A 23813-nucleotide genomic window follows, 5' to 3' on the forward strand; every position below is an offset into this window, starting at 1 on the left:
TTGGGCTGGCTACAACATCAAGCCTGCGAACTGCCCGCTTTCTTCTCGCGCGCCACGATATACAGCAGCACGATGATGACCGCATACGGCAGCAGCGAGAGCGCATCCGAATGCAGGCCCGCGTAGAACGGGTTGCCGTGCTCGGCCCAGTCGGCCATCATCTGGTCGAAGTGCGTGAGCACGCCGGCCGTGATGGCGATGATGATGCCGGCCAGCGCGCCGCCGGCGATGTAGCCGGACGCGAGCAGCACGCCCGAACTGCGGTCGCCCGCCAGTTGGCGCTCTTCCTCGTTCAGTTTTGCATTGTGTTCCAGCTTGTTGTTGCGGCGGTCCGCCAGCCAGCGCACCAGGCCACCGACGAAGATCGGCAAGGTCGACGACAGCGGCAGGTACACGCCCACGGAAAACGCCAGCGACGGGATGCCGGCCATTTCCAGCACCACGGCGATCATCACGCCAAACAGCACCAGGGTCCACGGCAGTTGCTGGTCGAGGATGCCCTTGATGATGTAGGACATCAGCACGGCCTTCGGCGCGTCGTATTTCTTCACTTCCGAACCGTCCGGACGCTTGCTGTAATGACCATTGATGCCCGGATCGACCAGGTAAGCCAGCTGGCCATCGTCCTTGACGAAATACTTGCCGGCCGGGCCGCCCACGGTATCGGTCTTTTGCCAGACTTTATACGTGTTGTGGTCCGTCTCGGCTTGCGGGCCATGCAACTCGCCCGTCACCGTCAGCTTGGACGCGTCGACCGTCAGGCCAGGCGCCACTTGCGCAGCCGGCACGTAGACGGTGCTCGCTTCGTTCAGTTTCAGCAAAATCGGACCGAGGATCAGGGCCGACGACAGCGCGCCCGCCAGAATCGCGTATTGCTGCAGGCGCGGCGTGGCGCCCACCAGGTAGCCCGTTTTCAAATCCTGCGACGTGGTGCCGGCATTGCTGGCGGCGATACACACGATGGCACCCACCGACAAGGCGGTCACATAGTAACGCCCGCCCGTCCAGCCCATGATCAGGAAGATCAGGCAAGTAAACAGCAAGGTGGCCACGGCCATGCCGGAGATCGGGTTCGATGACGAGCCGATTTCGCCCGTCAGGCGCGACGACACGGTGGCGAACAAAAAGCCGAAGACGAGAATCAGCAGCGCGCCGAGGAAATTCATGTGCAGCGGCGTGGCGAAGGTGATCACGGCGATGATGGACAGGCAGCCGATGATGACCCATTTCAGGGGGATATCCTGATCCGTGCGCAGGGTGGAATTGTTCTTGACGCCCTTGCCGATGCCTTTCAGGCCGGCCGACAGGCTGCGCCAGATCATGGGCATGGCGCGCACCAGCGAAATCAGGCCGCCGGCGGCCACGGCGCCCGCGCCGATGTACAGCACGTAGGCGCTGCGCACGTCGTCGGCGCCCATTTCGCTGATCAACTTGGTACCCGGCGAGAGCACAGTGGTCAGGCTGTCGCCGAAGAACTTGATCATCGGGATCAGCAGCAAATAAGACAGCACGCCGCCGGCCGCCATGGTGGCGGCGATGCGCGGGCCGATGATGTAGCCCACGCCCAGCAATTCAGGGGAAATTTCGGCGCCGATGGAGCCGCCCTTCAGCGGCGCGGCAAATTCCACGCCCGGCGTGTCTCTCCAGCCCTTGAACGAGATATTGAAGACTTTATACAGCAAGCCGACGGCGAAGCCGCCGAAGATGATCTTGGCGCGGCGCTTGGCATCCAGTGCGGCGGCCGAATCCTTCTCGATGCTTTCGCCGGCGGCGATGCGCGATTCTTCCGTGGCGGCCGCCTTCAGCACTTCGGCGCAAGCCGTGCCTTCGGGGAATTTGAGTTCCTTGTGCTGGTCGACGATCATGGTGCGGCGCATGGGGATCATCATCAGGATGCCCAGCAAGCCACCGAGGATACCGACCAGCATGACGCGCGAGATTTCCAGGTCGAAGCCGAGGATCAGAATGGCCGGCATGGTCACGCCCAGGCCGAAGGCCAGCGACTCGCCGGCCGAACCAGCCGTTTGCGTGATGCTGTTTTCCAGGATCGACGAATCCTTGCCGCCCACCTTCTTGGCCAGGCCAAACAGGGTGATGGCAATCACGGCGACGGGAATCGAGGCACTGACGGTCAGGCCCACTTTCAGCACCAGGTACAGCGAGGAGGCGCCAAAGACCATCCCCAGGATGACGCCCATGAACAGCGCGCGGAAGGTCATCTCGGGCAGCTTCGCATCGGCCGGAATATACGGCTTCACGGCGCTCGGCATTGCATCTTTTGCCATAAATAAATCCTTAATTGTATAAAATAAACAGCCCGGATCGAGATCCGGGCTATTTGCTTGAAGCCGAGACTATCGCACAGCCGCGTTTCGATGAAAAGGTTTTTTGAGGCCGGCCCCGCCGCCTCGCCCGCACAGGAAGCGCTGGCGCATTGGTCTATAATCGCTGCCACCGTGCCTTGCACGCTTACGTGAGACTGCCTTGACTGCCAAACGATCCGGATTCCCCTGGCCTTCCCGCCGCGCCATCGTGCGCAGCTTCATCCTCGCCGGCGGTGCCGCGCTGGCCGCCGCCGTGCTGCTGGCCGCCTGGCTGTTCCTGTACGTGCGCCCGCGCCTGCCCGACCTGGACGTCATCACCGACTACCAGCCGAAAATCCCGCTGCGCGTGTACACGGCCGACAATGTGCTGATCGGCGAATTCGGCGAGGAGCACCGCGACTTCGTGCCGATTGCGCAAGTGCCGGAGATGATGAAAAAGGCCCTGCTGGCCATCGAGGACAGCCGCTTCTACGAACACCACGGCATCGACTTCGTGCGCGCCGGCGGCGCCGTGCTGTCGAACCTGCGCCACGGCTTCGGCCACGGCGGCGGCTCCACCATCACCATGCAGGTGGCGCGCAACTTCTTCCTGACGCGCGAAAAAGTCGCCTCGCGCAAGCTCAATGAAATCATGCTGGCCCTCAAAATCGAGTCGGCCCTGTCGAAAGAGCAGATTCTCGAGCTGTACATGAACCAGATGTACCTGGGCCAGCGCTCGTTCGGTTTCGGCAGCGCAGCGCAGACCTACTTCGGCAAGCCGCTGAATGAGCTGTCGATCGCGGAAATGGCCATGCTGGCGGGCTTGCCGCAAAACCCCTCGCGCCACAACCCGATCAGCAACCCGAAGAAGGCGCACGCGCGCCAGCAGCTGGTCTTGAAACGCATGCGCGAACTCGATTACATCAGCGAAGGCCAGTACCAGCAAGCGCTGGCGCAGCCGTTGCATTTCAATACCCGCGGCAAGCAGGGTTTTGATACGCACGCCGAATACGTGGCCGAACTGGCGCGCCAGGCGGTGTATGCGCAGTTCAAGGAAGACAGTTACACCAAGGGCATCAGCGTCTATACGACGATCCTGAAAGCCGATCAGGACGCGGCCTACGCGTCGACGCGCCGCAACGTCATCGCCTACGACCAGCGCCACGGCTATCGCGGCCCGGAAACCTTCATCGACATGCCGACTGACCCGGAACAGCGCGACGACGCCATCGATGCTGCGCTGCAAAAACGCCCCGACAGCGACGGCCTGATCGCCGCCGTCGTCACCCAAGTGGCCAGCGGCAAGGTGCTGGCCGACACGGGCGACGGCGACACCAAGGCTATCACGGGCGATGGCTTGCGCTTTGCCGCCCCCGCGCTCTCCGCCAAGGCGAGCGCCGGCATCAAGCTGCGCCCGGGCGCCGTGATTCGCATCGCCAAAGATGCCAAGGGCAACTGGGCCATCACGCAAGTGCCGCTGGTGGCCGCCGCCTTCGTCTCGCTGGACGCGGAAACGGGCGCCTACCACGCCATGGTGGGCGGCTTCGACTACAATCTGCAAAAATTCAACCACGTCACGCAAGCCTGGCGCCAGCCCGGTTCGGCCATGAAGCCCTTCGTGTATTCGGCGGCGCTGGAAAAAGGCTTTTCGCCGGCCACCCTGATCAACGACGTGCCCCTGGAAATGCAGGCGGGCGGCAAGGTGTGGGCGCCGCAGAATGACGACTTCAAGTTCGACGGCCCCATCACCATGCGCTACGCGCTGGCGCAATCGAAGAACGTGGCCTCGGTGCGCATCCTGCGCGCGCTGGGCGTGTCGACCACGCACGACTTCCTGGAAAAATTCGGCTTCGATCCAAAGCGCCAGCCCAGCAATCTCACCATGGCGCTGGGTACGGGTTCCGTCACGCCCGTGCAGATGGCGGGCGCCTACGCCCTGTTCGCCAATGGCGGCCACCAGGTGGAGCCCTACCTGATCGACCGCATCGTCGACGCCAGGGGCACGGTATTGATGCAAACCAAGCCGCCTGCGCCGAACGACGACAAGACCCTGGCGCTGGACCCGCGCAACGCCTTCGTGATGGACAGCATGCTGCGCGAAGTGGCTCGCACCGGCACGGGCGCGGCGGCGACGAAAAAACTGGGACGCAGCGACATCGCCGGCAAGACGGGTACCACCAGCGACGCCGTCGACGGCTGGTTCGCCGGCTACGGCGGCGGCATCGTGGCGGTGGCGTGGATGGGCTATGACGAGCCCAAGTCCTTGGGCGGGCGCGAATTTGGTTCCACCCTGGCCATGCCGATCTGGATCGACTACATGCGCACCGCGCTCTCCACGCGCCCGCAAATCACGCGCGCCGTGCCGGCGGGCCTGAGCCAGGTCGATGGTGAGTGGCTGTACGATGAATTCATCGACATGAATGGCGTCAAGACCCTGGACATGGACGTGGAAACGCCGACGGATCCGGCGGCCGTGCCGGAGACGCTGCCCATAGAAACCACGAACTGATCAGTAGGTCGGGTTAGCCGGAACGGCGTAACCCGACATGAGCCGCCGTCCGCGCGTGTCGGATTACGCTACGCCTCGGCGGCCCCGCTAATCCGACCTACGCCGCCCATACTCAAATACCCGCGCACCGTACTGACGACGCTGTCGGCGAAATCGTCGACATTCACCTTCGCCGCGCGGTACTTCCAGCGCTTCACGTACCAATCCTGGAACAGGGCCAGGCAGTGGGCGGCCAGCAAGGTCGGATCGCCCTGCGGCTTCGGCTCGATTTCGGCGATGGTGGCGGCGATCAGGGTCTGTACATACAGTTCCGAATTCTTCGCCATGCTGCGCTGCTCCACCTGCAGCACGCGCGAATCCATGAAGACAAAATAAAACCACGGCTGCAGCACTTCGGACAGGTAGATCGACGAGCGTATCATCGCCTCCAGCCGGTCCAGCGGCGACTTCACGTCGGCAAACAGCAGCGGCAAGGCTTGCGTGGCGTGGCGCACCACGTCCTCGATCATTTCGGCCAGTTGGTCCTTGCTGGTGATGTAGCCATACAGGCCGCCCATCGACAGCCCCGTTTCGCGGCACAGGTCGCGCAAGCTCATGGCACGGAAGCCCACGTCATTGGCCAGGCGGAAGGTGGCGACGAAGATGCGTTCGAGATTTTCCAGCGCCGGCTTGCGGCGTTTGACGCCAATACGTTCCGCGTGGCGGTCAAGAATATATTCCCAGATGTTTTCGCCATTTAAAGGCGTCATCTGCTGAAACTGTTCAAAATTGAAATGGGTCGACAAGTGCATTCCCAAGTAACGGTGTATGAGCAATGTAAGACAGCGCCTGAGCGGCGCTGCAAGACGGCGGGACGGCTGATGCCGGGCCGATTATAGCTCAGGAAAACAACTGTGACCTTTCAAGCATGCAATGGGCACAGACGCAAGGCCAAATTGCCACAGTTATTGCGCTGCATCATGCAATTCACAGCAATTTAAATCCAGCGGTGCTACATTCAAAAAACCGAGCGCTCGCTATATTTAATGCATCGATAGAATGTGCAGCGGCGCACGGCACATCGCTACAGCATCGACATTTCCATACTATTTCAAATAACGGAGACAAAATGAAGACACGCTTTTGGCAACTGCTATCGACCCTCCTGCTCATCCTCGCCATCGTGCCCGGCAGCGCCAGCGCCGCCGGCTACACGCAAACGAAGTACCCGATCGTGCTGGTGCACGGCCTGTTCGGCTTCGACAAGCTCGGCCCCGTCGAATATTTCTATGGCGTGCCCGCCGCCCTGCGCAGCGGCGGCGCGCAAGTGTACGTGACCACCGTGTCGGCCGCCAACAGCACCGAAGTGCGCGGCGAGCAGCTGCTGTCGCAGGTGCGGCAAATCCTCGCCGCCACGGGCGCGGCCAAGGTCAACTTGATCGGCCACAGCCACGGCGGCCCCACGGCCCGCTATGTCGCTTCCGTGCGCCCCGACCTGGTGGCGTCCGTCACCAGCGTGGCCGGCGTCAACAAGGGTTCGAAAGTAGCCGACATCCTCAGCGGCGCCATTCCCAACACCAGCGGCGCGCTGGGCAATGCGCTCGCCTCCCTGATCGGCATTTTGTCGGGTAACAAGGGCTTGCCGCAAAACGCGGGTGCCTCGCTCACCTCCCTGTCCACGGCCGGCTCGCTGGCTTTTAATAGCCGCCACCCGCAAGGCGTGCCCACCTCCGCCTGCGGCGAAGGCGCCTACCAGGTGCAAGGCGTGCATTACTTTTCGTGGAGCGGCGCGCAACCGTACACGAATGTGCTCGACGTGGGCGACCCGCTGCTGGCCGCCATCAGCCTGGCCTTCGGCGGCGTCAAGAACGATGGTCTGGTCAGCAGCTGCTCCAGCCACCTGGGCAAGGTGATCCGCGACGACTACGCCATGAACCACCTCGATGAAGTCAACCAGTTCGTCGGCATCGTCAACCTGTTCGAAACGAACCCCGTCACCGTCTTCCGCCAGCAAGCCAACCGCCTGCAAGGCCTGGGACTGTAAGGAGGCGACGATGCGCACGAACGCGAAATGGATCATCGGCGCCAGCCTGGCGGCCCTGGCCCTGTACCTTGTGCTGCGCCCGGGCGAACCGCCCGCCCCGCCGCCGGAAAAGCCGGAACCGGACCTGTTCGCGTTCGTGCGCTCGATGCAAGGCACGCGGCCCGATGGCAACGTGACGGTGGCCGCCGGCGACAAGCTGGTGGTCGACGCGGAACTGGGCCACCTGTTCGACTACTACCTGGCGGGCCTGGGTGAAAAGCCGCTGGCCGCCATCCGCAGCCAGATCGAGGCGGAACTCGACAAGCGCCTGGCGCCTATCCCCGCCCGCGAAGCGAAGCGCCTGCTGGGCGCGTACCTGGCCTACAAGCAGGCGCTGGCCGGCGCGGAACAAGCCTTGCCGGCGCAAGCCGATGCGGCCCTGGCGGCGCACGCCCGCCTGCAAGCGATGCGCGCCTTGCGCGGCAAATACTTTACGCCCGAGGAAAGCGCGGGCCTGTTCGGCGCCAGCGACGCGTATGACGACGACGCCGTGGCGCGCATGACGATACTCGGCGACGCCACGCTGGACGAGGCGCAGCGCCAGGCGCAACTGGCCGCGCTGGACCAGAAGCTGTCGCCGGCCCAGCGCGATGCGCGCGATGCACCGGCCAGGGTGGCGCAGCTGGATGAATCCGTGAAGGCGCTGCGGGCCCAGGGCGGCGGCGAGAATGAAGTCTACCGCCTGCGCGCCAGCACCTTCACGCCAGCGGCGGCGGCGCGCCTGGCGGAACTGGACCGCGAGGAATCGCGGTGGCAGCAGCGCATCATCGCGTATCAAGCGCAGAAGGCGCAGCAGGCGGGCCTGCCCGGCGGCGCACAGGATGCGGCAGCGCTGCAACAGCTGCGCGACGCCAGTTTCACGCCGGAGGAACAGCGCCGGCTGGGCGCCTACGAATAGCGTTCAAGCCAGCTGCGCCAGCAACTGTGCCAGCAAAGCTGCTGCCGCCATCACGTCCGCCGTGTCGTGCCCCTGTGCGTAGCCGGCATGTACAGGGGCCAGCAAGGCATGCGCGGCGGCGCAGCAGCCTTGCCCCTGCAGCACGGCCGCCAGGCTGGTGGCGCAGCGCAGCTCCCAGCCCGGCGCCTGCTGGCCCCTGGCCAGAAGCAGCGCCTCTTCCAGCTGCGCGCGAACCGCTTCCAGGCCAGCCGCATCGCCTTGCGCCAACGCCCGCCAGCGGTGATGCGCGTCGCGGCGCAGCACTTCCGGTGCGCTCCACGGCGCCTGGCCCGTGCGCGCGCGCCGCAGCGCATGGCTATCGGCGGCGGCGTCGTGCAAGGTGGCCATCAAATCGATCTGTATCGGCCAGCTGCGCACCGAGGGCCAGGGGAACTCCGTTAGCGCCTCGCCCGCATCGAGCAGGCGCTGGTAGGCGGCGCCCCAGGCGCTCCAGTACAGCAGGCCATAGCGGGCCGCATGCTCGCACAGCAGGCAAATCCAGGCATGCGCCTGTCCCCGCTGCCCGCACCACAGGGCGACGGGAATGGCATTGATGGCCAGCGCCACGCACAGCGTGACGCCATTATGTTCGAAGCCCACCGTCACCGCCTCGCGCGCCAGCGCCAGCGCGTCGTCGGGACGGCCCTGCATCCACAGGCAGCGCGCCAGGGTGCCGCGCAGGCAAACCTGGTGGTCGGCCAGCAAGGCATTGTTGAAACCAAGCTGTCCGACGCCCTCGGGGTGCGCCAGCACCATGCGCGCCAGCGCCGCCGACCGCGCGTACCGCCCGCGCAGATACTCGCCCGCCGAGCGCATGCGCGCCAGTACCAGCCGCATCGCCGTGTCATCGCGCGCTGCGCACAGGGCGGCAAGCTCGGCCACGTAATTCTCGGCGCCCTGGAAATCGGCCATCTTCAGGCTGCAGATCCACATGCCGCAAATCGCTTCGGCACGGCGGCTGTCGTCGTCCGTGCGCATGGCCAGCGCATAGCCGCGCTGGAACGAACGCAGCATGGTGCCAGTGACGCCCTGCGTATGCAGCAGCAGGTGCGCCAGCGAGGCGTGCAGCCGCATCTCGCTGTCGGGGTCCTCCAGCGCATGCGTGGCCATGCGCTCGAGCGCCCGCTCGACGCGCACGCGGTATTCATCCATCAGCGACAGCTGATAGAACAGGGTTTGTGCGGCCAAGGTCAGGGCCACGCCCAGCGCCACGTCACCGTCCTCGCCGAAAGCCCAGTCGATGGCGGCGCGCAGGTCATCGACATGGCGGCCGTAGCGCGCGCTCCAGTGCGCCGGCGCCATGCTTTCCCAGTCGGCGGCGATGCGTCCCGCCAGGCCCAGGCAATGGCGCGCATGGCGCAGCAGCACGGCGCCGGCGCCCCCGCTCGCCGACAGCTGCGCGCTAGCGTAGGCGCGCGTGGTGTCGAGCAGCCGGTAATACACGTGCTGGCGGCAAAACTCGATGCTGACCAAGGACTTGGCCGCCAGGTCGGCCAGCGTATCGAACACGTCGCAACCCGCCACGGCGCTGGCCGACTCCAGGCGGAAACGGTTCTTGAACACGCTCAGCGCCTGCAGCACCTGGCGCTCTTGCGCATCGAGCAAGCCGTAGCTCCAGTCCAGGGTGGCGCGCAGGGTCTGGTGGCGCAAGGGCATGTTGCGCGCGCCACGCGTGAGCAGGCGAAAGCGGTCATCGAGCTGGCGGCGCAACTCGTGCAAGCCGAAATGGCCGATGCGCCCGGCCGCCAGCTCCAGCGCCAGCGGGATGCCATCGAGTCGCCGGCAGATATCCACCACCACGGGCACGTCGGCGTCGGCCAGCACGAAAGCATCGTCGACGGCCGCGCAGCGTTCGCAAAACAGCTGCACCGCGGCGAAATGCCGGGCCGCCGCCGCATCGGGCACGGCATCGGCCGGCGGCAATTCCAGCGCGGGCAGGCGCAGCAACTGCTCGCTGGTGATGCGCAACGGCTCACGGCTGGTGGCCAGCACATGCAGCAGCGGTGCGCCCTTGAGCAAGGCATCGGCCAGCGTGGCGGCAGCGCCGATCACGTGTTCGCAGTTATCGAGCACGATCAGCATGTGGCGCTGGCGCAGGTAGGCCAGCAGGACCGGCATGGCGTCGCCGGCCGGCACCGCCACGCCCAGCGCCGTGGCCAGCGCCAGCGGCACCAGGCGGCCCTCGTCCAGCGGCGACAGGTCGACGAAACACACGCCGTCGGCATAGCGGCGCAGCACGCGCGTGGCCAGGACGACGGCAAGGGTGGTCTTGCCGATGCCGCCCGGACCGGCAATGCACAGCAGGCGCAATTGCAGCAGCTGGTTGGCCATCGTTTGCAGCGCCTCGGCGCGGCCCAGCATGCGCGTCAACATGACGGGCAGGTTATGCCGCGGCTCCACGCCCGCCATACCGGGCGCCGGCCGGCCCGTGTGCGCCAGCGGCGCCAGGAAGCCGTAGCCGCGCCCGGGAATGGTGGTGATGTAGCGCTGGCCATCGCGGCCATCGCCGAGCGCCTTGCGCAGCGCCGCCAGGTGCACGCGCAAGGTCGCGTCATCGACCACGGCGTGGGGCCAGACGATGGTCACCAGTTCATGCTTGTCGACGATGTCGCCGGCGCGCTCCAGCAGGGCCAGCAGCAAGTCCATGGCCCTGCTGCCCAGGCGCAGCGCGCGGTCGCCCTCGAACAACAGCCGTTCTAGCGGCAAAAGGCGAAACGGGCCGAATACATAGGCCGGGACGGGACTGTTTATCATTCTTGCATGGGGGAGAAAGTGTTCAGGCATGCGGCTGGCAGTAGCCATATTTTACTGAGCATCCGCGCCACGCCGCATGGCGCCATGTTGCGACGCTGTTACACGGCCGGCCGGCGCGCCAGCGGCCAGCAGCGCGGCCACATCGGCCACGGGCGCCGGGCGGTGCAGGTAGAAGCCTTGCACCTGGGGGCAACCCAGGCGCCGCAGCTGCGCCAGCTGTTCGCCGTTTTCCACGCCCTCGGCCAGCACTTGCAAGCCCAGGCCGCGCGCCATGGCAATCGTCGAGGCGACGATCACAGTGTCGCTGTCACTGCTCCCCAGGTCGGCGATGAAGGAGCGGTCGATCTTGATGGTGTGAATCGGCAGCATCCTGACATGACTCAATCCCGCATGACCGGTGCCATAATCGTCGAGCGAAATGGCCAGGCCCAGCGCGCGCAGGCGGCGCAATACCTGCGTCGCCTGCGCCATGTCGTCGATGCAGCAGCTTTCCGTCACTTCCAGCTCCAGCAGGCCGGCAGGAATGGCGTGGCGCTGCAGGCAGCGCAGCACGAAGTCGGGCAAGTGCGCCTGGCACAGCTGGCTCGCCGAGACATTCACGGCGACAGGCACCAGGGGCAAGCCCGCCGCGCGCCACTGCGCCAGTTGGCGGCAGGCGGCGTCGATGCCCCAATTACCCAGCGCGACGATGGCGTCAGTCTGCTCGGCCAGGCCGATGAAGGCGTTCGGGTAGATCAGGCCATGGCGCGGATGGTCCCAGCGCAGCAGCGCTTCCAGGCCAATCAGACGTAGTTGTGCCGTATCGAACTTGCCCTGGTAGTGGAAGCAGAATTCGCCGTCGACGATGGCGCTGTCCAGGCGCGCCTGCAACTCGCGGCTGCGCACCGATGCCGGTTTATTTCCGCCGCGCCCATCCCGCACCTGGCGCCGCGCCCGCCACAGCGCGACGCAGCAGAGCCAGAACCTTGCCAGGCGCGCCACTAGGCCAGCAGGCGCGGCACGGCCGGCGCGCTGCCGCGTGGCAAGGTGCGCGCCGGCCCCTGCTGCAAGCGAAATACGCTGACCACCTGCAGCAGCTTCGCCGCCTCGCCTTCCAGTGATTGCGATGCGGCCGCCGCTTCCTCCACCAGGGCGGCATTCTGCTGCGTCACTTCATCCATCTGCAGCACCGCCTGGCTGACCTGGCCGATACCCGTGCTTTGCTCGGCGCTGGCGGCCGTGATGTCGGCCACCATCTGGCTCACGCGCCCCACGGCCGCCACCACTTCCTGCATGGTGGCGCCGGCCTGCGCGACAAGGGCCGCACCCGCATCGACCTGCAAGGTGGAATTGGCGATCAGGGCGCGGATATCGCGCGCCGCCGCCGCGCTGCGCTGCGCGAGGTTGCGCACTTCCGTCGCCACGACGGCAAAGCCGCGACCCTGCTCGCCCGCGCGCGCCGCTTCCACGGCCGCGTTCAGGGCCAGGATATTCGTCTGGAAGGCCAGCATGTCGATCACGCCGATGATGTCGGCGATCTGCGCCGAGGAAGCGCTGATGGCGTCCATGGTGTGAATGACCTGCCCCACGGCTTGCCCGCCGGCGCCGGCGATATTCGCCGCCTCGATGGCCAGCACGCTGGCATGGCGTGCATTGTCCGCGTTCTGCTGCACGGTGGAGCTCAGTTCCTCCATCGCCGACGCGGTCTGTTCGAGCGCGCTGGCCTGCTCCTCGGTGCGCGACGACAGGTCGATATTGCCGGCCGCGATCTGCGACGAGGCCGTGGCAATGGTGTCCGTGCCGCCGCGCACCTGCCGCACGATCTCGAGCAGGTTGCCGTTCATGATGCACAGCGCGTCGAGCAGCTTGCCCGTTTCATCGCCGCCATGGCGGCCGAAGGTCGATGTCAGGTCGCCGGCGGCCACGGTCTGCGCCACGCTCAAGGCATAGTGCAGGGGCGTGACGATGCTGCGCGTGACCAGCCAGGCCGTAACGAGCGAGAAGAGCACGGCCAGCGCGCTCAGCGCCAGCAACATGTTGCGCGCCGTGGCGTATTCCGCGTCCACCTGGGCACCGGCCTGCTCCATCAGCTCATGCTGGTGCGCGATGAGGCTTTCCAGCGCCGCCATGTAGCGCAGCTGGTCTCCGCGCACGGTGCCGAGCAGCAAACTGGCCGCTGCGTCGCGCGCGCCCTCTTGCAGCAGGGCCAGTACCTTGTCGCGCCCGCCGTTGAAGGCGGCGCCCGCCTGCTTCACGGCCACCATCAGCTGGCGGCCCTGCGGCGACAGCACCACCTTTTCCAGCTGCGCCAGTTCCTTTTCCGTTTCGGCGCCCGCGCGGGCGATGCGGGCGCGTTCCTGCGCCAACTGCTGCGGCTCGCTCATCAAGAGCAGATTGCGCGAGGAGCGCGCGATGATGTTGACATTCTTGATGATGTCGTTGGCCAGCACGGTTTTCGGATATTTATCATCGATCACGTCGCGCATGCGCAGTTCCAGGCTCGACAAGCGCAGCACGCCCAGCACGGCAGTCGCCAGCAACAGCAAGGTCAACAACGCAAAGGAGCAGCGCAGACGCGTGCCGATTTTCATATTTGCCATCTATTCGCATCCTTCAGTGTGGTGCATCGGTCATCGCGCCGGACTCGCCTGCAAGGCTGACGGCAATGGCTGCCGCCTGCCACGTATGGCCGGACGCAACAGGCGAAGGGGGCAGCCGGGATGTGGCCGAGGCGGGAACAAGGGGTGGTACGGCAAGCAGTGTGAGTTATCTCACAAGCAATGTCGCGTTAAGTTTTGAAAAGATTTGCTTAGATGGCAAAACAGCTATTTATATAACCCTATTCTTTTAGTAAGCAGTCACCGCAGTGCGCGCCTGGGTACGCATGTAAAAACGGCCGCACAAGGCGGCCGTCCGGTAGCGCATGCTGGCGCCGTCACGCCATCAGAACACTTCCCACTCGTCGTCGCGCGGCGTGCTGTGGCGCGAGGACGGCACGGCGTGCAGGGCCGGGCGTCCCGCGGCAGGTCGCGATGGCGGACGCGGTGCCGGACGCTTCGGCGCGGCGCGGGCCATCACGGCGCGCGGCGCGGGCGGCTTTGCGTTCGCGTTTGCGCGCGTGGCAGGCACCTGTGCGCCAGCGAGCTTGAAGACGCTGACCACCCCGGCCAGCTGGCCCGATTGCTCCTGCAGCGATTCGGCCGCGGCGGCCGCCTCTTCCACCAGGGCCGCATTTTGCTGCGTCACCTGGTCCATCTGGCCGATGGCCTGGTTGATCTGGTCGATGCCCGAGCTCTGCTCCTGCGTGGCCAGGCTGATTTCCGCCATGATGTCCGTCACGCGCTGCACGCTGGAGACGATTTCGGCCATCGTGCTGCCCGCCTCGGCCACCAGCTTGCTGCCCGCATCGACCGCCACCACGGAGTCGCCGATCAGGGTCTTGATTTCTTTCGCTGCGCCAGCGGATCTTTGGGCCAGATTACGCACTTCCGTCGCCACCACGGCAAAGCCGCGTCCCTGCTCGCCCGCGCGCGCCGCTTCCACGGCCGCGTTCAGAGCCAGGATATTCGTCTGGAAAGCGATGCCGTCGATGACGGAAATGATGTCGACGATCTTGCGCGAGGAATCGTTGATGGCGTCCATGGTCTGGACCACCTTGCCCACCACCTCACCGCCCTTGACGGCGACGCCGGAAGCACTCAGCGCCAGCTGGTTGGCCTGCTGGGCGTTGTCGGCGTTCTGCCGCACGGTGGCGGTCAGCTCCTCCATCGACGATGCCGTCTCTTCCAGCGAACTGGCCTGCTCTTCCGTGCGCGAGGACAGGTCCAGGTTGCCGCTGGCAATTTCCGACGACGCCGTGGCGATCGTTTCGGTGCCGCTGCGCACCTGGCCGACGATGTTGACCAGGCTGGAATTCATGTCTTTCAGCGCCTGCAGCAGCTGGCCCGTCTCTTCCGTCGTATGCACCTCGATCTGGCTGGTCAGGTCTCCCGAAGCCACCGTTTGCGCCACTTTCACGGCCGCATTGATCGGCTGCGTGATGGCGCGCGTGATGTAGGCGGCGCAGCCCATGCCCAGCGCCGCAGCCAGCAAGCCAAGGATGAGCATCAGGCTTTCCGAACGCACCACGGCAGCGCTGCCATCCTTGACACTGGCGTCGGCCACGCCGTTATTGAGCTTGATGATCTCGTTGAGCGTGCCTTCGGCCTTGCCGAACAGCGCGCGCGAATTCTGGTACTGCTGGTAGAACGCCACGAACAGGGTCTTTTGCTGCGGCTCGTCGCGGTTGTCGGCCAGCTGGCGCAGGATGGCGCGCACCTTGTCGTCATCGCCCTTCCAGGCGGCCCACTCCTCCAGGAAACGCTTCCACAGCACGGCTTCCTCCGGCGTTTGCGGCAGCGGCTCGTACAGCTTGCGGCCCGCCTCGATATTGCTCCAGGCCTTGGTGCGCAGCTGCAGCGCTTCCGCGAACTTGTCTTGTGCCTGGTAATTGTTTTCATAGATGGCGGCCGTCAGGGTGGCGGCAGCGACGGCCGTCTGGCCCTCGCTCATCATCATCAGCCCCTGGATCGACGGCAGGCGCACCACACCGACCTCATTGACGGCGTTGCCCACGGAGGCGATGCCCGTGTAACCGCAGATGCCCACCACCAGCAAGGCCGCCATCATCACGGCGACGAGGGTCGCCAACTTCCATTTGATCAGTAAATTCTTAAACATGGCTAGGTCCTTTATTAGTCAAAACTGCTGCTGGCAAGGTTGAGGCTGGCATGTTCGGGTAGAACGGCTGACACTTGTATAAAGGTGGCGGGGTTGGGGCGTACGCTTCGTTACAATTGGCGAGAATTCATAATTGCAAGCATAGAGGAAAAATATGTTTCTAGCTGATACATACTTGATACAAAACAAGATTTATTTCTTTACTGTGGCGCGTGTTGCACAGCGGACAAAAAAAATGGCCTGGCGCCCCGCTTTGGTGCAGAAAATCGCCGCGTGCCACTATTGGCTGCGCAGTTGATAGTCGTATAAGATGAGCAACAAGCAAACAACAGGCAGACCATGGCATATCCTATCGAACACAAACTGGTGATCGGGGTCGCTTCCAGCGCCCTGTTCGACCTGGCCGAATCGCACCAGGTCTACCTCGACAACGGCCCCGAGGAATATCGCAAGTACCAGGAAACGCATATCGACACGGTCTTGCCGCGCGGCGTGGCCTTTCCCTTCATCCGCCGCTTCCTGAACATCAACAAACACTATCCGCGCCAGTCGCCCGTGGAAGTGGTGCTGTTTTCACGCAATTCGCCGGAAACGGGTTTGCGCGTGATGCACTCGATCGCCCACTACGGCCTGGATATTTCGCGCGCCGCCTTCATGACGGGCAAGTCGCCCTACCCCTACCTGCCGGCCTTCAACGCCTCGCTGTTCCTCAGCGCGAATGAAGGCGACGTGCGCAGCGCGCTGGCCTGCAACTATCCGGCCGGCCTGGTGCTGCCGTCGCGCACGGAAGACGACGAGAACGACGAAGAACTGCGCGTGGCCTTCGATTTCGACGGCGTGATCGCCGACGACGAAGCGGAAACCGTGTTCAAGCGCAACAATGACGTCGATGAATTCCACGCCCATGAGACCCTGAACGTGGGCACGCCGCACCGCCCCGGCCCCCTGGCCGACCTGTTCCAGAAGCTGGCCACCATGCAGCGCCTGGAAGAAAAGGCGCAGCGGCGCGACCCCGGCTACAAGAAGATCTTGCGCATCGCCATCATCACGGCGCGCAACGCGCCCTCGCACGAGCGCGTGGTGACGACCCTGAAAAGCTGGGGCGTGGCGGCCGACGAGACGTTTTTCCTGGGCGGCATGGACAAGTCGCGCGTGCTGGCCGTATTCAAGCCGCATATCTTCTTCGACGACCAGCTGAGCCACCTGAAATCGGCGGGCGGCACCATCCCGATGGTGCATGTACCGTTCGGTATTGCAAATATCCGTGCGGGCGATGGTCTATAATCTCGCCTGTCGGCGCCGTCACTGGCGGCGCTGCGCGCACCACAGCTGTCCCATTCAACTGCCTCTGCCACTAGTGTCATCGCCTGCATGTCCTTAGACTTAACAAAAGCCCTCCCCAAGCCCGGCAACCGCTATGCGCTGCCCGCCCTGTATGGTTCATCCGACGCCTATGCCCTGGCGCTGGCCGCTTTGGCCTTGAAAGCGCGGGGCCAGATGCTGGCCGTGGTGGTGGCGCAAGCCAGCGACGGCCAGCGCCTGCTCGATGAAATCCCGTGGTTCGGCGGCAAGGAACTGCGCTGCCATCTGCTGCCGGACTGGGAAACCCTGCCCTACGACGCCTTTTCGCCGCACCAGGACCTGGTCTCCGAGCGCCTGGCCACCTTGCATGAAATCCAGACGCGCCAGTGCGACGTGCTGATCGTGCCGGCCACCACGGCGCTGGTGCGCCTGGCGCCGCCGTCGTTCCTCGCTGCCTACACCTTCTTCTTCAAGAAGGGCGAAAAGCTCGACGAAGCGCGCCTGAAGTCGCAGCTGACCCTGGCCGGCTACAGTCATGTGTCGCAAGTGATGTCGCCCGGCGAATACTCGGTGCGCGGCGGCCTGCTCGACCTGTTCCCCATGGGGTCAAGCCTGCCCTACCGCCTGGACCTGTTCGGCGACACCATCGAGACCATCCGCACGTTTGACGCCGACACCCAGCGCTCGCTGTATCCCGTGCACGAAGTGCGGCTGCTGCCGGGGCGCGAATTTCCCATGGACGAAGCGGCGCGCACCACCTTCCGCAACCGCTGGCGCGAACAGTTCGAGGGCGACCCGTCGCGCTCGGTGGTCTACAAGGACATCAGCAGCGGCATCGCCTCGGCCGGCATCGAATATTATTTACCCCTGTTCTTCGAGCAGACGGCCACCCTGTTCGACTACCTGCCGCCCGACGCTTCGCTGGCCCTGGTGGGCGAGATCGACTCTGCCATCGGGCGCTTCTGGACCGATACCCAGTCGCGCTACCGCTTTTTGAAGGCCGACCGCGAGCGGCCGATTTTGCCGCCCGAATCGCTGTTCCTGTCCGACGAGCAGTTCTTCGGCCTGGCCAAGCCCTACCCGCGCCTGGCGATTGCGAAATCGAACGACGCGCTGGCCTCCGAACTGTCGGCGCCCGTGCCGAACATCGCCGTCAACCGCCGCGCCGACGACCCGCTGGCCAATCTGCGCAGCTATCTGCTGCAATCGGGCCGCCGCGTGATGATCTGCGCCGAATCGAACGGCCGCCGCGAAACCTTGCAGCAGTACTTCACCGAATACGATCTGCACCTGACGCCGGTGGAAGGCAGCGATGGTTTTTTGCAGTCCGACGCCAAGCTGATGCTGGGCGTGGCGCCGCTGCATGCGGGCTTCGAGCTGTTCACGCCGGACGGCAATCTCGCCTTCATCACGGAAACCGAGCTGTATGCCGGCTCCGGCCGCCGCGTCGGCACCAAGAAGCAGGAAGGCGTGACGCAGGTCGAATCGATGGTGCGCGACCTGTCGGAACTGAAAATCGGCGACCCGGTGGTGCACATCAACCACGGCATCGGGCGCTACATGGGCCTGACCAGCATGGACCTTGGCGAAGGCGAGACGGAATTCCTGCACCTCGAATACGCCAAGGACACCAAGCTGTACGTGCCGGTGTCGCAGCTGCATGTGATCTCGCGCTATTCGGGCGCGTCGCCGGAAGACGCACCGCTGCACTCGCTCGGCTCGGGCCAGTGGGAAAAAGCGAAAAAGCGCGCGGCCGAACAGGTGCGCGACACGGCCGCCGAACTGCTCAACCTGTATGCGCGCCGCGCGCTGCGCCAGGGCCACTCGTTCGAGTTCTCGTCGCACGACTACCAGCGCTTCGCCGACAGCTTCGGCTTCGACGAGACGCCGGACCAGGCCGAGGCTATCCGCAACGTCATCAAGGACATGACCTCGGGCAAACCGATGGATCGCCTGGTGTGCGGCGACGTCGGCTTCGGCAAGACGGAAGTGGCCCTGCGCGCGGCCTTCATCGCCGTGATGGGCGGCAAGCAGGTAGCGATCCTGGCGCCCACCACCCTGCTGGCCGAGCAGCATGCGCAAACCTTCGCCGACCGCTTCGCCGACTGGCCCGTGCGCATCGCGGAATTGTCGCGCTTCCGCAGCGGCAAGGAGATCACGCAGGCGTTCAAGGGCATGGCCGACGGCACCATCGACATCGTCATCGGCACGCACAAGCTGCTGTCCGATGACGTGAAGTTTACCCGTTTGGGCCTGGTCATCATCGACGAGGAACACAGGTTCGGCGTGCGCCAGAAGGAAGCATTGAAAGCCTTGCGCGCGGAAGTGGACGTGCTGACCCTGACGGCCACGCCGATCCCGCGTACCCTGGGCATGGCGCTGGAAGGCTTGCGCGACTTTTCCATCATCGCCACGGCGCCGCAAAAGCGCCTGGCCATCAAGACTTTTGTCCGCAGCGAAGGCGAAGCGATCATCCGCGAAGCGTGCCTGCGCGAACTCAAACGCGGCGGCCAGATCTACTTCCTGCACAACGAGGTGGAAACCATCCAGAACCGCCTGGCCATGCTGACGGAACTGCTACCCGAGGCGCGCATCGCCGTGGCGCACGGCCAGATGCACGAGCGCGACCTGGAAAAGGTCATGCGCGACTTCGTCGCCCAGCGTTTCAATATTTTGCTGTGCACGACGATCATCGAAACGGGTATCGACGTGCCGACGGCGAACACCATCATCATGCACCGCGCCGACAAGTTCGGCCTGGCGCAGCTGCACCAGCTGCGCGGCCGCGTGGGCCGTTCGCATCACCAGGCCTACGCCTACCTGCTGGTGCACGACGTGCAGGGCCTGACAAAACTGGCGCAACGCCGCCTGGACGCCATCCAGCAGATGGAAGAACTGGGCAGCGGCTTTTACCTGGCCATGCACGACCTGGAAATCCGCGGCGCCGGCGAGGTGCTGGGCGAGAGCCAGTCGGGCGAGATGACGGAAATCGGCTTCCAGCTGTATTCGGACATGCTGCACGAAGCCGTGCGCTCGCTGAAGGCCGGCAAGGAGCCGGACCTGGCCGCGCCGCTGGCCTCGACCACCGAGATCAACCTGCACGTGCCGGCCCTGCTGCCAGCCGATTTTTGCGGCGACGTGCACGAACGCCTGTCGATCTACAAGCGCCTGGCCAACTGCGCCACGCCAGAGAAAATCGACGATATCCAGGAAGAGCTGATCGACCGCTTCGGCAAGCTGCCCGATCCCGTGAAAGCGCTGATCGAGACGCACCGCCTGCGCATCGCGGCGAAAACCGTGGGCATCGTCAAGATCGATGTGCATGGCGAGGCGGCCACCTTGCAATTCATGGCCAAGCCCCCCATCGACCCGATGCGCATCATCGAGCTGATCCAGAAGAACCGCCATATCAAGCTGCATGGCCAGGACAAGCTGAAAATCACGGCCGCCATGCCGGACCTGGCCGCGCGCGTGACGCAGATCAAGACCACCATCAAGCAATTGACGGTGTAGACCATTTCGACCATTTATGCAGGATAGCCCCATGACCAACACGACTTCCATCACCATGAACCTGATCCTGCAGGGCCTGGACGGCGACAGCGCCCGCCTCGATCGCATCGCCGCGCTGGCCGCGCCCACGTCCGTCACGCGCCTGGGGCCGAACGCCGTGCGCTGCGAGCAGATCGCCTATTCGCCCGCGCTGCGCCCCACCATCGAAGTGGCGGCCCAGGCGGCCCAGCTGGACGCCACCTACATGATGGGCCAGCGCGAACTCAGCGAATTCAAGCTCGTGGCGATGGATATGGATTCGACCCTGATCACCATCGAGTGCATCGATGAAATCGCCGACATGCAGGGCCTCAAGCCGCAAGTGGCGGCCATCACGGAAGCGGCCATGCGCGGCGAGCTCGATTTTGCGGCCAGCCTGAAGCAGCGCGTGGCCCTGCTCGAAGGTCTGGACGCGTCGGCCCTGCAGCGCGTCTACGACGAACGTTTAAAACTGTCGCCGGGCGCGGAAGCCATGCTGGCGGCCGTGCAGAAGGCCGGCCTGAAAACCCTGCTGGTGTCGGGCGGCTTCACCTTCTTCACCGAGCGCCTGAAGGAACGCCTGGGCCTCGATTACACGCATGCGAATGAGCTGGAAATCGTCGACGGCAAGCTGACGGGCCGGGTTTTGGGCGGCATCGTCGACGCCGAGGAAAAGCAGCGCACGGTGGAGCGCGTGTGCGCGCAGATGGGCATTAAGCCAGCGCAAGCCATCGTCATGGGCGACGGCGCCAACGACTTGAAAATGATGGGCATCGCCGGCCTGTCGGTGGCCTTCCGCGCCAAGCCCGTGGTGCGTTCGCAAGCCGATGTGGCGCTGAACTTCGTGGGACTCGATGGCTTGCTGAACGTATTGACCTGACTTGGCGCTATCTGGCGGACGGTGCGCGCACGATGGCATAAGTTTGCTATATTGCAAACTTGTGACTACCAAGCTTGCCCATCGTGAAAGAACACCGTATGCCGCCATCGCTGCCAGAAGAGATACAACGCCACCTGGATGTGTTCGTCGCCGCCGCGCAAACGGCCTTCGGTGCTGACCTTGCCGCCGCCGTGCTGTTTGGCTCGGCCGCGGACGGCCAGTTGCGCGCCACCTCCGACGTCAACCTGCTGTTGCTGCTCAAGCGCTTTACGCCGCAAGCGGCCGATGCGCTGCGCGGGCCCTTGCGCCTGGCGCACGCCGCCATCGATTTGCAGGTGATGTTCCTGCTCGAGAGCGAGTTGCCGCAGGCCGCCGACGCCTTCGCCGTCAAGTTCGCCGACATCATCGCGCGCCATCGAGTGCTGCTGGGCGTTGATCCTTTCGCCAGCCTGCACACCAGCCGCGATGCCGTACTGCGCCGGCTGCGGCAAGTGCTGCTGAACCAGCAGGTGCGCATGCGCGAACGGTATATGCTATTGAGCCTGAACGAAGAACAGCTGGCCGGGGCCATCGCCGACGCGGCCGGCCCCCTGCGCTCGGCCGCCGCGTCGCTGGCGCAGCTGGAGGGCAAGTCCGCGCAGTCCGGCAAGCAGGCGCTCGAAGCGTTTGTCGACCAGCTGGGCGAGCCGGCCCTGCACACGGCCCTGCAAGCCATGTCGGCAGCGCGCGAAACGGCGCGCCTGGCGCCGGGGCAGGCCCTGCCCGCCTTCACCAGCCTGATGGCCATTACCGAACGCTTGCGCGAACACGCGGAGACCATGCGGTGAACGGCGTCAATCCGTTCGACTGGAGCGGGCCCTGGTTCCTGCTGGCCTACCTGATCTTCGGCCTGCTCGTGTACTACCTCGCGCGCGAGCTGCTGATCCGCCAGGAATTGCGCAATCCGCACGCCCAGCTGTCGCTGGCCGATGACCCTTACCGCATCGCCTTCCTGCGCGGCGGCGCCCTCGAAGCCGTGAAAATCGCCGCCATCGTGCTGGTCGACCGCGGCTTGCTGCGCGCCGATGGCCCGCTGCTGGAAACGGCCAACGCCGACAGCCTGCGCTTCGCCAGCCATGACATCGAACGCGACGTGCTACGGCTGTACCTGGGCCGCCAGGGCCACAGCAAGGAACTGGCCGCGCAGGCGGACATGCTGCCATCGTGCCGCGCCTACCAGGACAGCTTGACGCAGCAGGAATTGCTGCTCGGCCCGCCGCTGCTGCGCCGGCGCGAACGCATCACCTGGCCCGCGCACTGGCTGCTGCTGACGGTGGCCGGCGTCAAGGCCGTCATCGCCATCAGCCGCCAGCACTACAACCTGCTGTTCCTGGCGCTGCTGCTGGCGGTATTCCTGCTCATGCTGCGCGGCTTGCGCACCCAGGCGATCAGCTGGAGCGCGCAGCGGCTGCTGACCGACCTGCGCATGCTGTTTGGCCGCCTGAACATGCGCTCGTCGCGCCTGAACGCAGGCAGCAGCAGCGCCGACATGGCCCTGCTGGCCGCCATCTTCGGCCTCGGCGCCCTGCCCCTGTCCGTGTACGCGTATGTCGCCGAGCTGTACCCGGTGCCCCGGCACAGCAGCGACTCCTCGTCCGGCAGCACGGGCGACTCGTCATCGGGCGGCGGTGATGGCGGCGGCAGCGGCTGTGGCGGTTGCGGCGGTGGCGGCGGCTGTGGCAGTTAGCCAGGAAACCGCGCGCGACCGCGTCGGCCTGGGCTGGCGCGGCGAACTGGCTGCCGGCATCCTGTCCAACCTGGCGCACATCGATGTGCTGGAAGTGATCGCCGACGATTATTACCACGCCCCGCGCGCCGGCATCGCCGCCCTGTGCAGCCTGGCGCGCCAGGTGCCGGTGAGCCTGCACGGCGTCGGCATGGGGCTGGCCTCGACGATTCCCGCCGACCCGCGCCGCCTGCATGCGATGGCGCGCCTGATGAAGACGGTGCAGGCGGAGTCGTGGTCAGAGCACCTGAGTTTCGTGCGCGCCGGCGGCGTGGAAATCGGCCACCTGGCGGCGCCGCCGCGCACACCGCTCAGCGCCGCCGGCGCGATCGCCAATATCGCGCTGGCCACGCGCATCGTCGGCAGCGCGCCACTGATGGAAAACATCGCCACCCTGGTCCAGCCTCCCGCCAGCACCCTGGACGAAGCCGCATGGCTGACGCAGATTATCCACGGCGCGCACGTGCCGCTGCTGCTGGACCTGCACAACCTGTATGCGAATGCCGTCAATGCTGGCGAGGCGCCGGAGCAATTGCTGCTGCGCCTGCCCCTGGACCGGGTCGGCGCCGTGCACCTGAGCGGCGGCCACTGGATAGCCGCGCCGGGCGGTGGCCAGCGCTTGCTGGACGACCATCTGCACGACGTGCCGCCCGCCGTCTTCGAGCTATTGACCCAGCTGGCGCGCCTGGCACCGCAACCCTTGACGGTGATCGTCGAACGCGACGGCAATTACCCGTCGTTCGAGCATGTGCTGGGCCAACTGGAGCTGGCGCGCGCTGCCTTGCGCGCGGGGCGCAGCGCATGAGCTCTCCCGCACTCGAGATCTTTCTGGCCAGGCTGTACACGGACGAGGCCCTGCGTGCCGCCTTCCTGCTGGAACCCCGTGCGCAAGCCTTGCAGCACGGCTTGTCGCCGCAGGAAGCGGAGGCGATGGCGGCCATGGATCGCGTCGGCCTGCAGATGGCGGCGGCCAGCTATCGCAGCAAACGGGCCGGGCGCGCCGCACATGGCCCCCGGGCCTCGCCGGCGCAGCGCTGGTGGCGCCGGCTTCTGGCTGCCTGGACCTGACAGC

At 65.4% G+C, this 23813-nt stretch carries 16 protein-coding genes; 10 read left to right on the top strand and 6 right to left on the bottom strand.

Going from position 1 to position 23813, the window contains the following annotated elements; translation table 11 throughout:
• Positions 1–17: 17 nt before the first annotated feature.
• The gene (locus tag O0882_RS15245; protein WP_289949250.1) at positions 18–2285 is read right to left on the bottom strand and encodes an oligopeptide transporter, OPT family; all 2268 of its coding nucleotides are present in this window, start codon (positions 2283–2285) and stop codon (positions 18–20) included.
• Between the two features lie 199 nt (positions 2286–2484).
• On the opposite strand from O0882_RS15245, the gene O0882_RS15250 reads away from it, so the two are divergent.
• A complete protein-coding gene (locus O0882_RS15250) occupies positions 2485–4812 on the top strand; it encodes a PBP1A family penicillin-binding protein (protein ID WP_289949251.1) in 2328 nt (775 codons plus the stop codon).
• Positions 4813–4880: 68 nt separating this feature from the next.
• Here O0882_RS15250 and O0882_RS15255 read toward each other — a convergent pair whose 3' ends face one another.
• The gene (locus O0882_RS15255; RefSeq protein WP_289949252.1) at positions 4881–5561 is read right to left on the bottom strand and encodes a helix-turn-helix domain-containing protein; all 681 of its coding nucleotides are present in this window, start codon (positions 5559–5561) and stop codon (positions 4881–4883) included.
• Between the two features lie 359 nt (positions 5562–5920).
• Between O0882_RS15255 and O0882_RS15260 the strand changes: the two genes are divergently transcribed.
• Together O0882_RS15260 and O0882_RS15265 are read left to right on the top strand one after the other, a co-directional pair.
• Positions 5921–6835: a triacylglycerol lipase gene (locus O0882_RS15260; protein ID WP_289949254.1), complete on the top strand. Its 915-nt coding sequence runs from the start codon at positions 5921–5923 to the stop codon at positions 6833–6835.
• A 10-nt stretch (positions 6836–6845) separates the two neighbouring features.
• Positions 6846–7772 carry a lipase secretion chaperone gene (locus O0882_RS15265; protein WP_289949256.1) on the top strand — a complete coding sequence of 309 codons (927 nt, stop codon included), beginning with the start codon at positions 6846–6848 and terminating at the stop codon, positions 7770–7772.
• 3 nt (positions 7773–7775) lie between these two features.
• On the opposite strand, the gene O0882_RS15270 is transcribed toward O0882_RS15265, so the two are convergent.
• From O0882_RS15270 to O0882_RS15285, 4 genes are all read right to left on the bottom strand, one after another.
• Positions 7776–10499 carry a winged helix-turn-helix domain-containing protein gene (locus O0882_RS15270; protein WP_289949258.1) on the bottom strand — a complete coding sequence of 908 codons (2724 nt, stop codon included), beginning with the start codon at positions 10497–10499 and terminating at the stop codon, positions 7776–7778.
• A 117-nt stretch (positions 10500–10616) separates the two neighbouring features.
• Positions 10617–11450: an EAL domain-containing protein gene (locus O0882_RS15275; protein ID WP_289949260.1), complete on the bottom strand. Its 834-nt coding sequence runs from the start codon at positions 11448–11450 to the stop codon at positions 10617–10619.
• 95 nt (positions 11451–11545) lie between these two features.
• Complete coding sequence (locus O0882_RS15280) at positions 11546–13144, bottom strand: methyl-accepting chemotaxis protein (RefSeq protein ID WP_289949262.1); 1599 nt, start codon at positions 13142–13144, stop codon at positions 11546–11548.
• Between the two features lie 343 nt (positions 13145–13487).
• The gene (locus tag O0882_RS15285; RefSeq protein WP_289949264.1) at positions 13488–15263 is read right to left on the bottom strand and encodes a methyl-accepting chemotaxis protein; all 1776 of its coding nucleotides are present in this window, start codon (positions 15261–15263) and stop codon (positions 13488–13490) included.
• Between the two features lie 339 nt (positions 15264–15602).
• On the opposite strand from O0882_RS15285, the gene O0882_RS15290 reads away from it, so the two are divergent.
• The 7 genes from O0882_RS15290 (at position 15603) to O0882_RS15320 (ending at position 23809) form a co-directional block, all read left to right on the top strand.
• Entirely contained in the window at positions 15603–16547 is a 945-nt protein-coding gene (locus tag O0882_RS15290; RefSeq protein WP_289949266.1) for a 5'-nucleotidase, read from the top strand.
• 87 nt (positions 16548–16634) lie between these two features.
• Positions 16635–20078 carry a transcription-repair coupling factor gene (gene mfd, locus O0882_RS15295; protein ID WP_289949268.1) on the top strand — a complete coding sequence of 1148 codons (3444 nt, stop codon included), beginning with the start codon at positions 16635–16637 and terminating at the stop codon, positions 20076–20078.
• Positions 20079–20133: 55 nt separating this feature from the next.
• Complete coding sequence (gene serB / locus O0882_RS15300; protein WP_289949829.1) at positions 20134–20976, top strand: phosphoserine phosphatase SerB; 843 nt, start codon at positions 20134–20136, stop codon at positions 20974–20976.
• A 98-nt stretch (positions 20977–21074) separates the two neighbouring features.
• Positions 21075–21803, top strand: coding sequence for a nucleotidyltransferase domain-containing protein (locus O0882_RS15305; protein WP_289949270.1), 729 nt, complete (start codon positions 21075–21077; stop codon positions 21801–21803).
• Positions 21800–22702, top strand: coding sequence for a TIGR04222 domain-containing membrane protein (locus O0882_RS15310; protein ID WP_289949272.1), 903 nt, complete (start codon positions 21800–21802; stop codon positions 22700–22702). The genes O0882_RS15305 and O0882_RS15310 overlap by 4 nt, the downstream gene beginning before the upstream one ends.
• Positions 22692–23546: a DUF692 family multinuclear iron-containing protein gene (locus O0882_RS15315; protein ID WP_289949274.1), complete on the top strand. Its 855-nt coding sequence runs from the start codon at positions 22692–22694 to the stop codon at positions 23544–23546. The genes O0882_RS15310 and O0882_RS15315 overlap by 11 nt, the downstream gene beginning before the upstream one ends.
• A complete protein-coding gene (locus O0882_RS15320; RefSeq protein ID WP_289949276.1) occupies positions 23543–23809 on the top strand; it encodes a hypothetical protein in 267 nt (88 codons plus the stop codon). Before O0882_RS15315 ends, O0882_RS15320 begins: the two co-directional genes overlap by 4 nt.
• The last annotated feature ends 4 nt before the right edge of the window (positions 23810–23813 follow it).

This window comes from Janthinobacterium sp. SUN073, assembly GCF_030397665.1.
Taxonomy (GTDB): Bacteria; Pseudomonadota; Gammaproteobacteria; order Burkholderiales; family Burkholderiaceae_D; genus Janthinobacterium.

What these genes read in the sequence shown, in the direction of transcription:
- O0882_RS15245 (WP_289949250.1), bottom strand. Translation starts at nt 2,285, where the DNA reads ATGGCAAAAGATGCAATGCCGAGCGCCGTGAAGCCGTATATTCCGGCC.
- O0882_RS15255 (WP_289949252.1), bottom strand. Translation starts at nt 5,561, where the DNA reads ATGACGCCTTTAAATGGCGAAAACATCTGGGAATATATTCTTGACCGC.
- O0882_RS15260 (WP_289949254.1), top strand. Translation starts at nt 5,921, where the DNA reads ATGAAGACACGCTTTTGGCAACTGCTATCGACCCTCCTGCTCATCCTC.
- O0882_RS15265 (WP_289949256.1), top strand. Translation starts at nt 6,846, where the DNA reads ATGCGCACGAACGCGAAATGGATCATCGGCGCCAGCCTGGCGGCCCTG.
- O0882_RS15280 (WP_289949262.1), bottom strand. Translation starts at nt 13,144, where the DNA reads ATGGCAAATATGAAAATCGGCACGCGTCTGCGCTGCTCCTTTGCGTTG.
- O0882_RS15285 (WP_289949264.1), bottom strand. Translation starts at nt 15,263, where the DNA reads ATGTTTAAGAATTTACTGATCAAATGGAAGTTGGCGACCCTCGTCGCC.
- O0882_RS15290 (WP_289949266.1), top strand. Translation starts at nt 15,603, where the DNA reads ATGGCATATCCTATCGAACACAAACTGGTGATCGGGGTCGCTTCCAGC.
- mfd (WP_289949268.1), top strand. Translation starts at nt 16,635, where the DNA reads ATGTCCTTAGACTTAACAAAAGCCCTCCCCAAGCCCGGCAACCGCTAT.
- serB (WP_289949829.1), top strand. Translation starts at nt 20,134, where the DNA reads ATGAACCTGATCCTGCAGGGCCTGGACGGCGACAGCGCCCGCCTCGAT.
- O0882_RS15305 (WP_289949270.1), top strand. Translation starts at nt 21,075, where the DNA reads ATGCCGCCATCGCTGCCAGAAGAGATACAACGCCACCTGGATGTGTTC.
- O0882_RS15320 (WP_289949276.1), top strand. Translation starts at nt 23,543, where the DNA reads ATGAGCTCTCCCGCACTCGAGATCTTTCTGGCCAGGCTGTACACGGAC.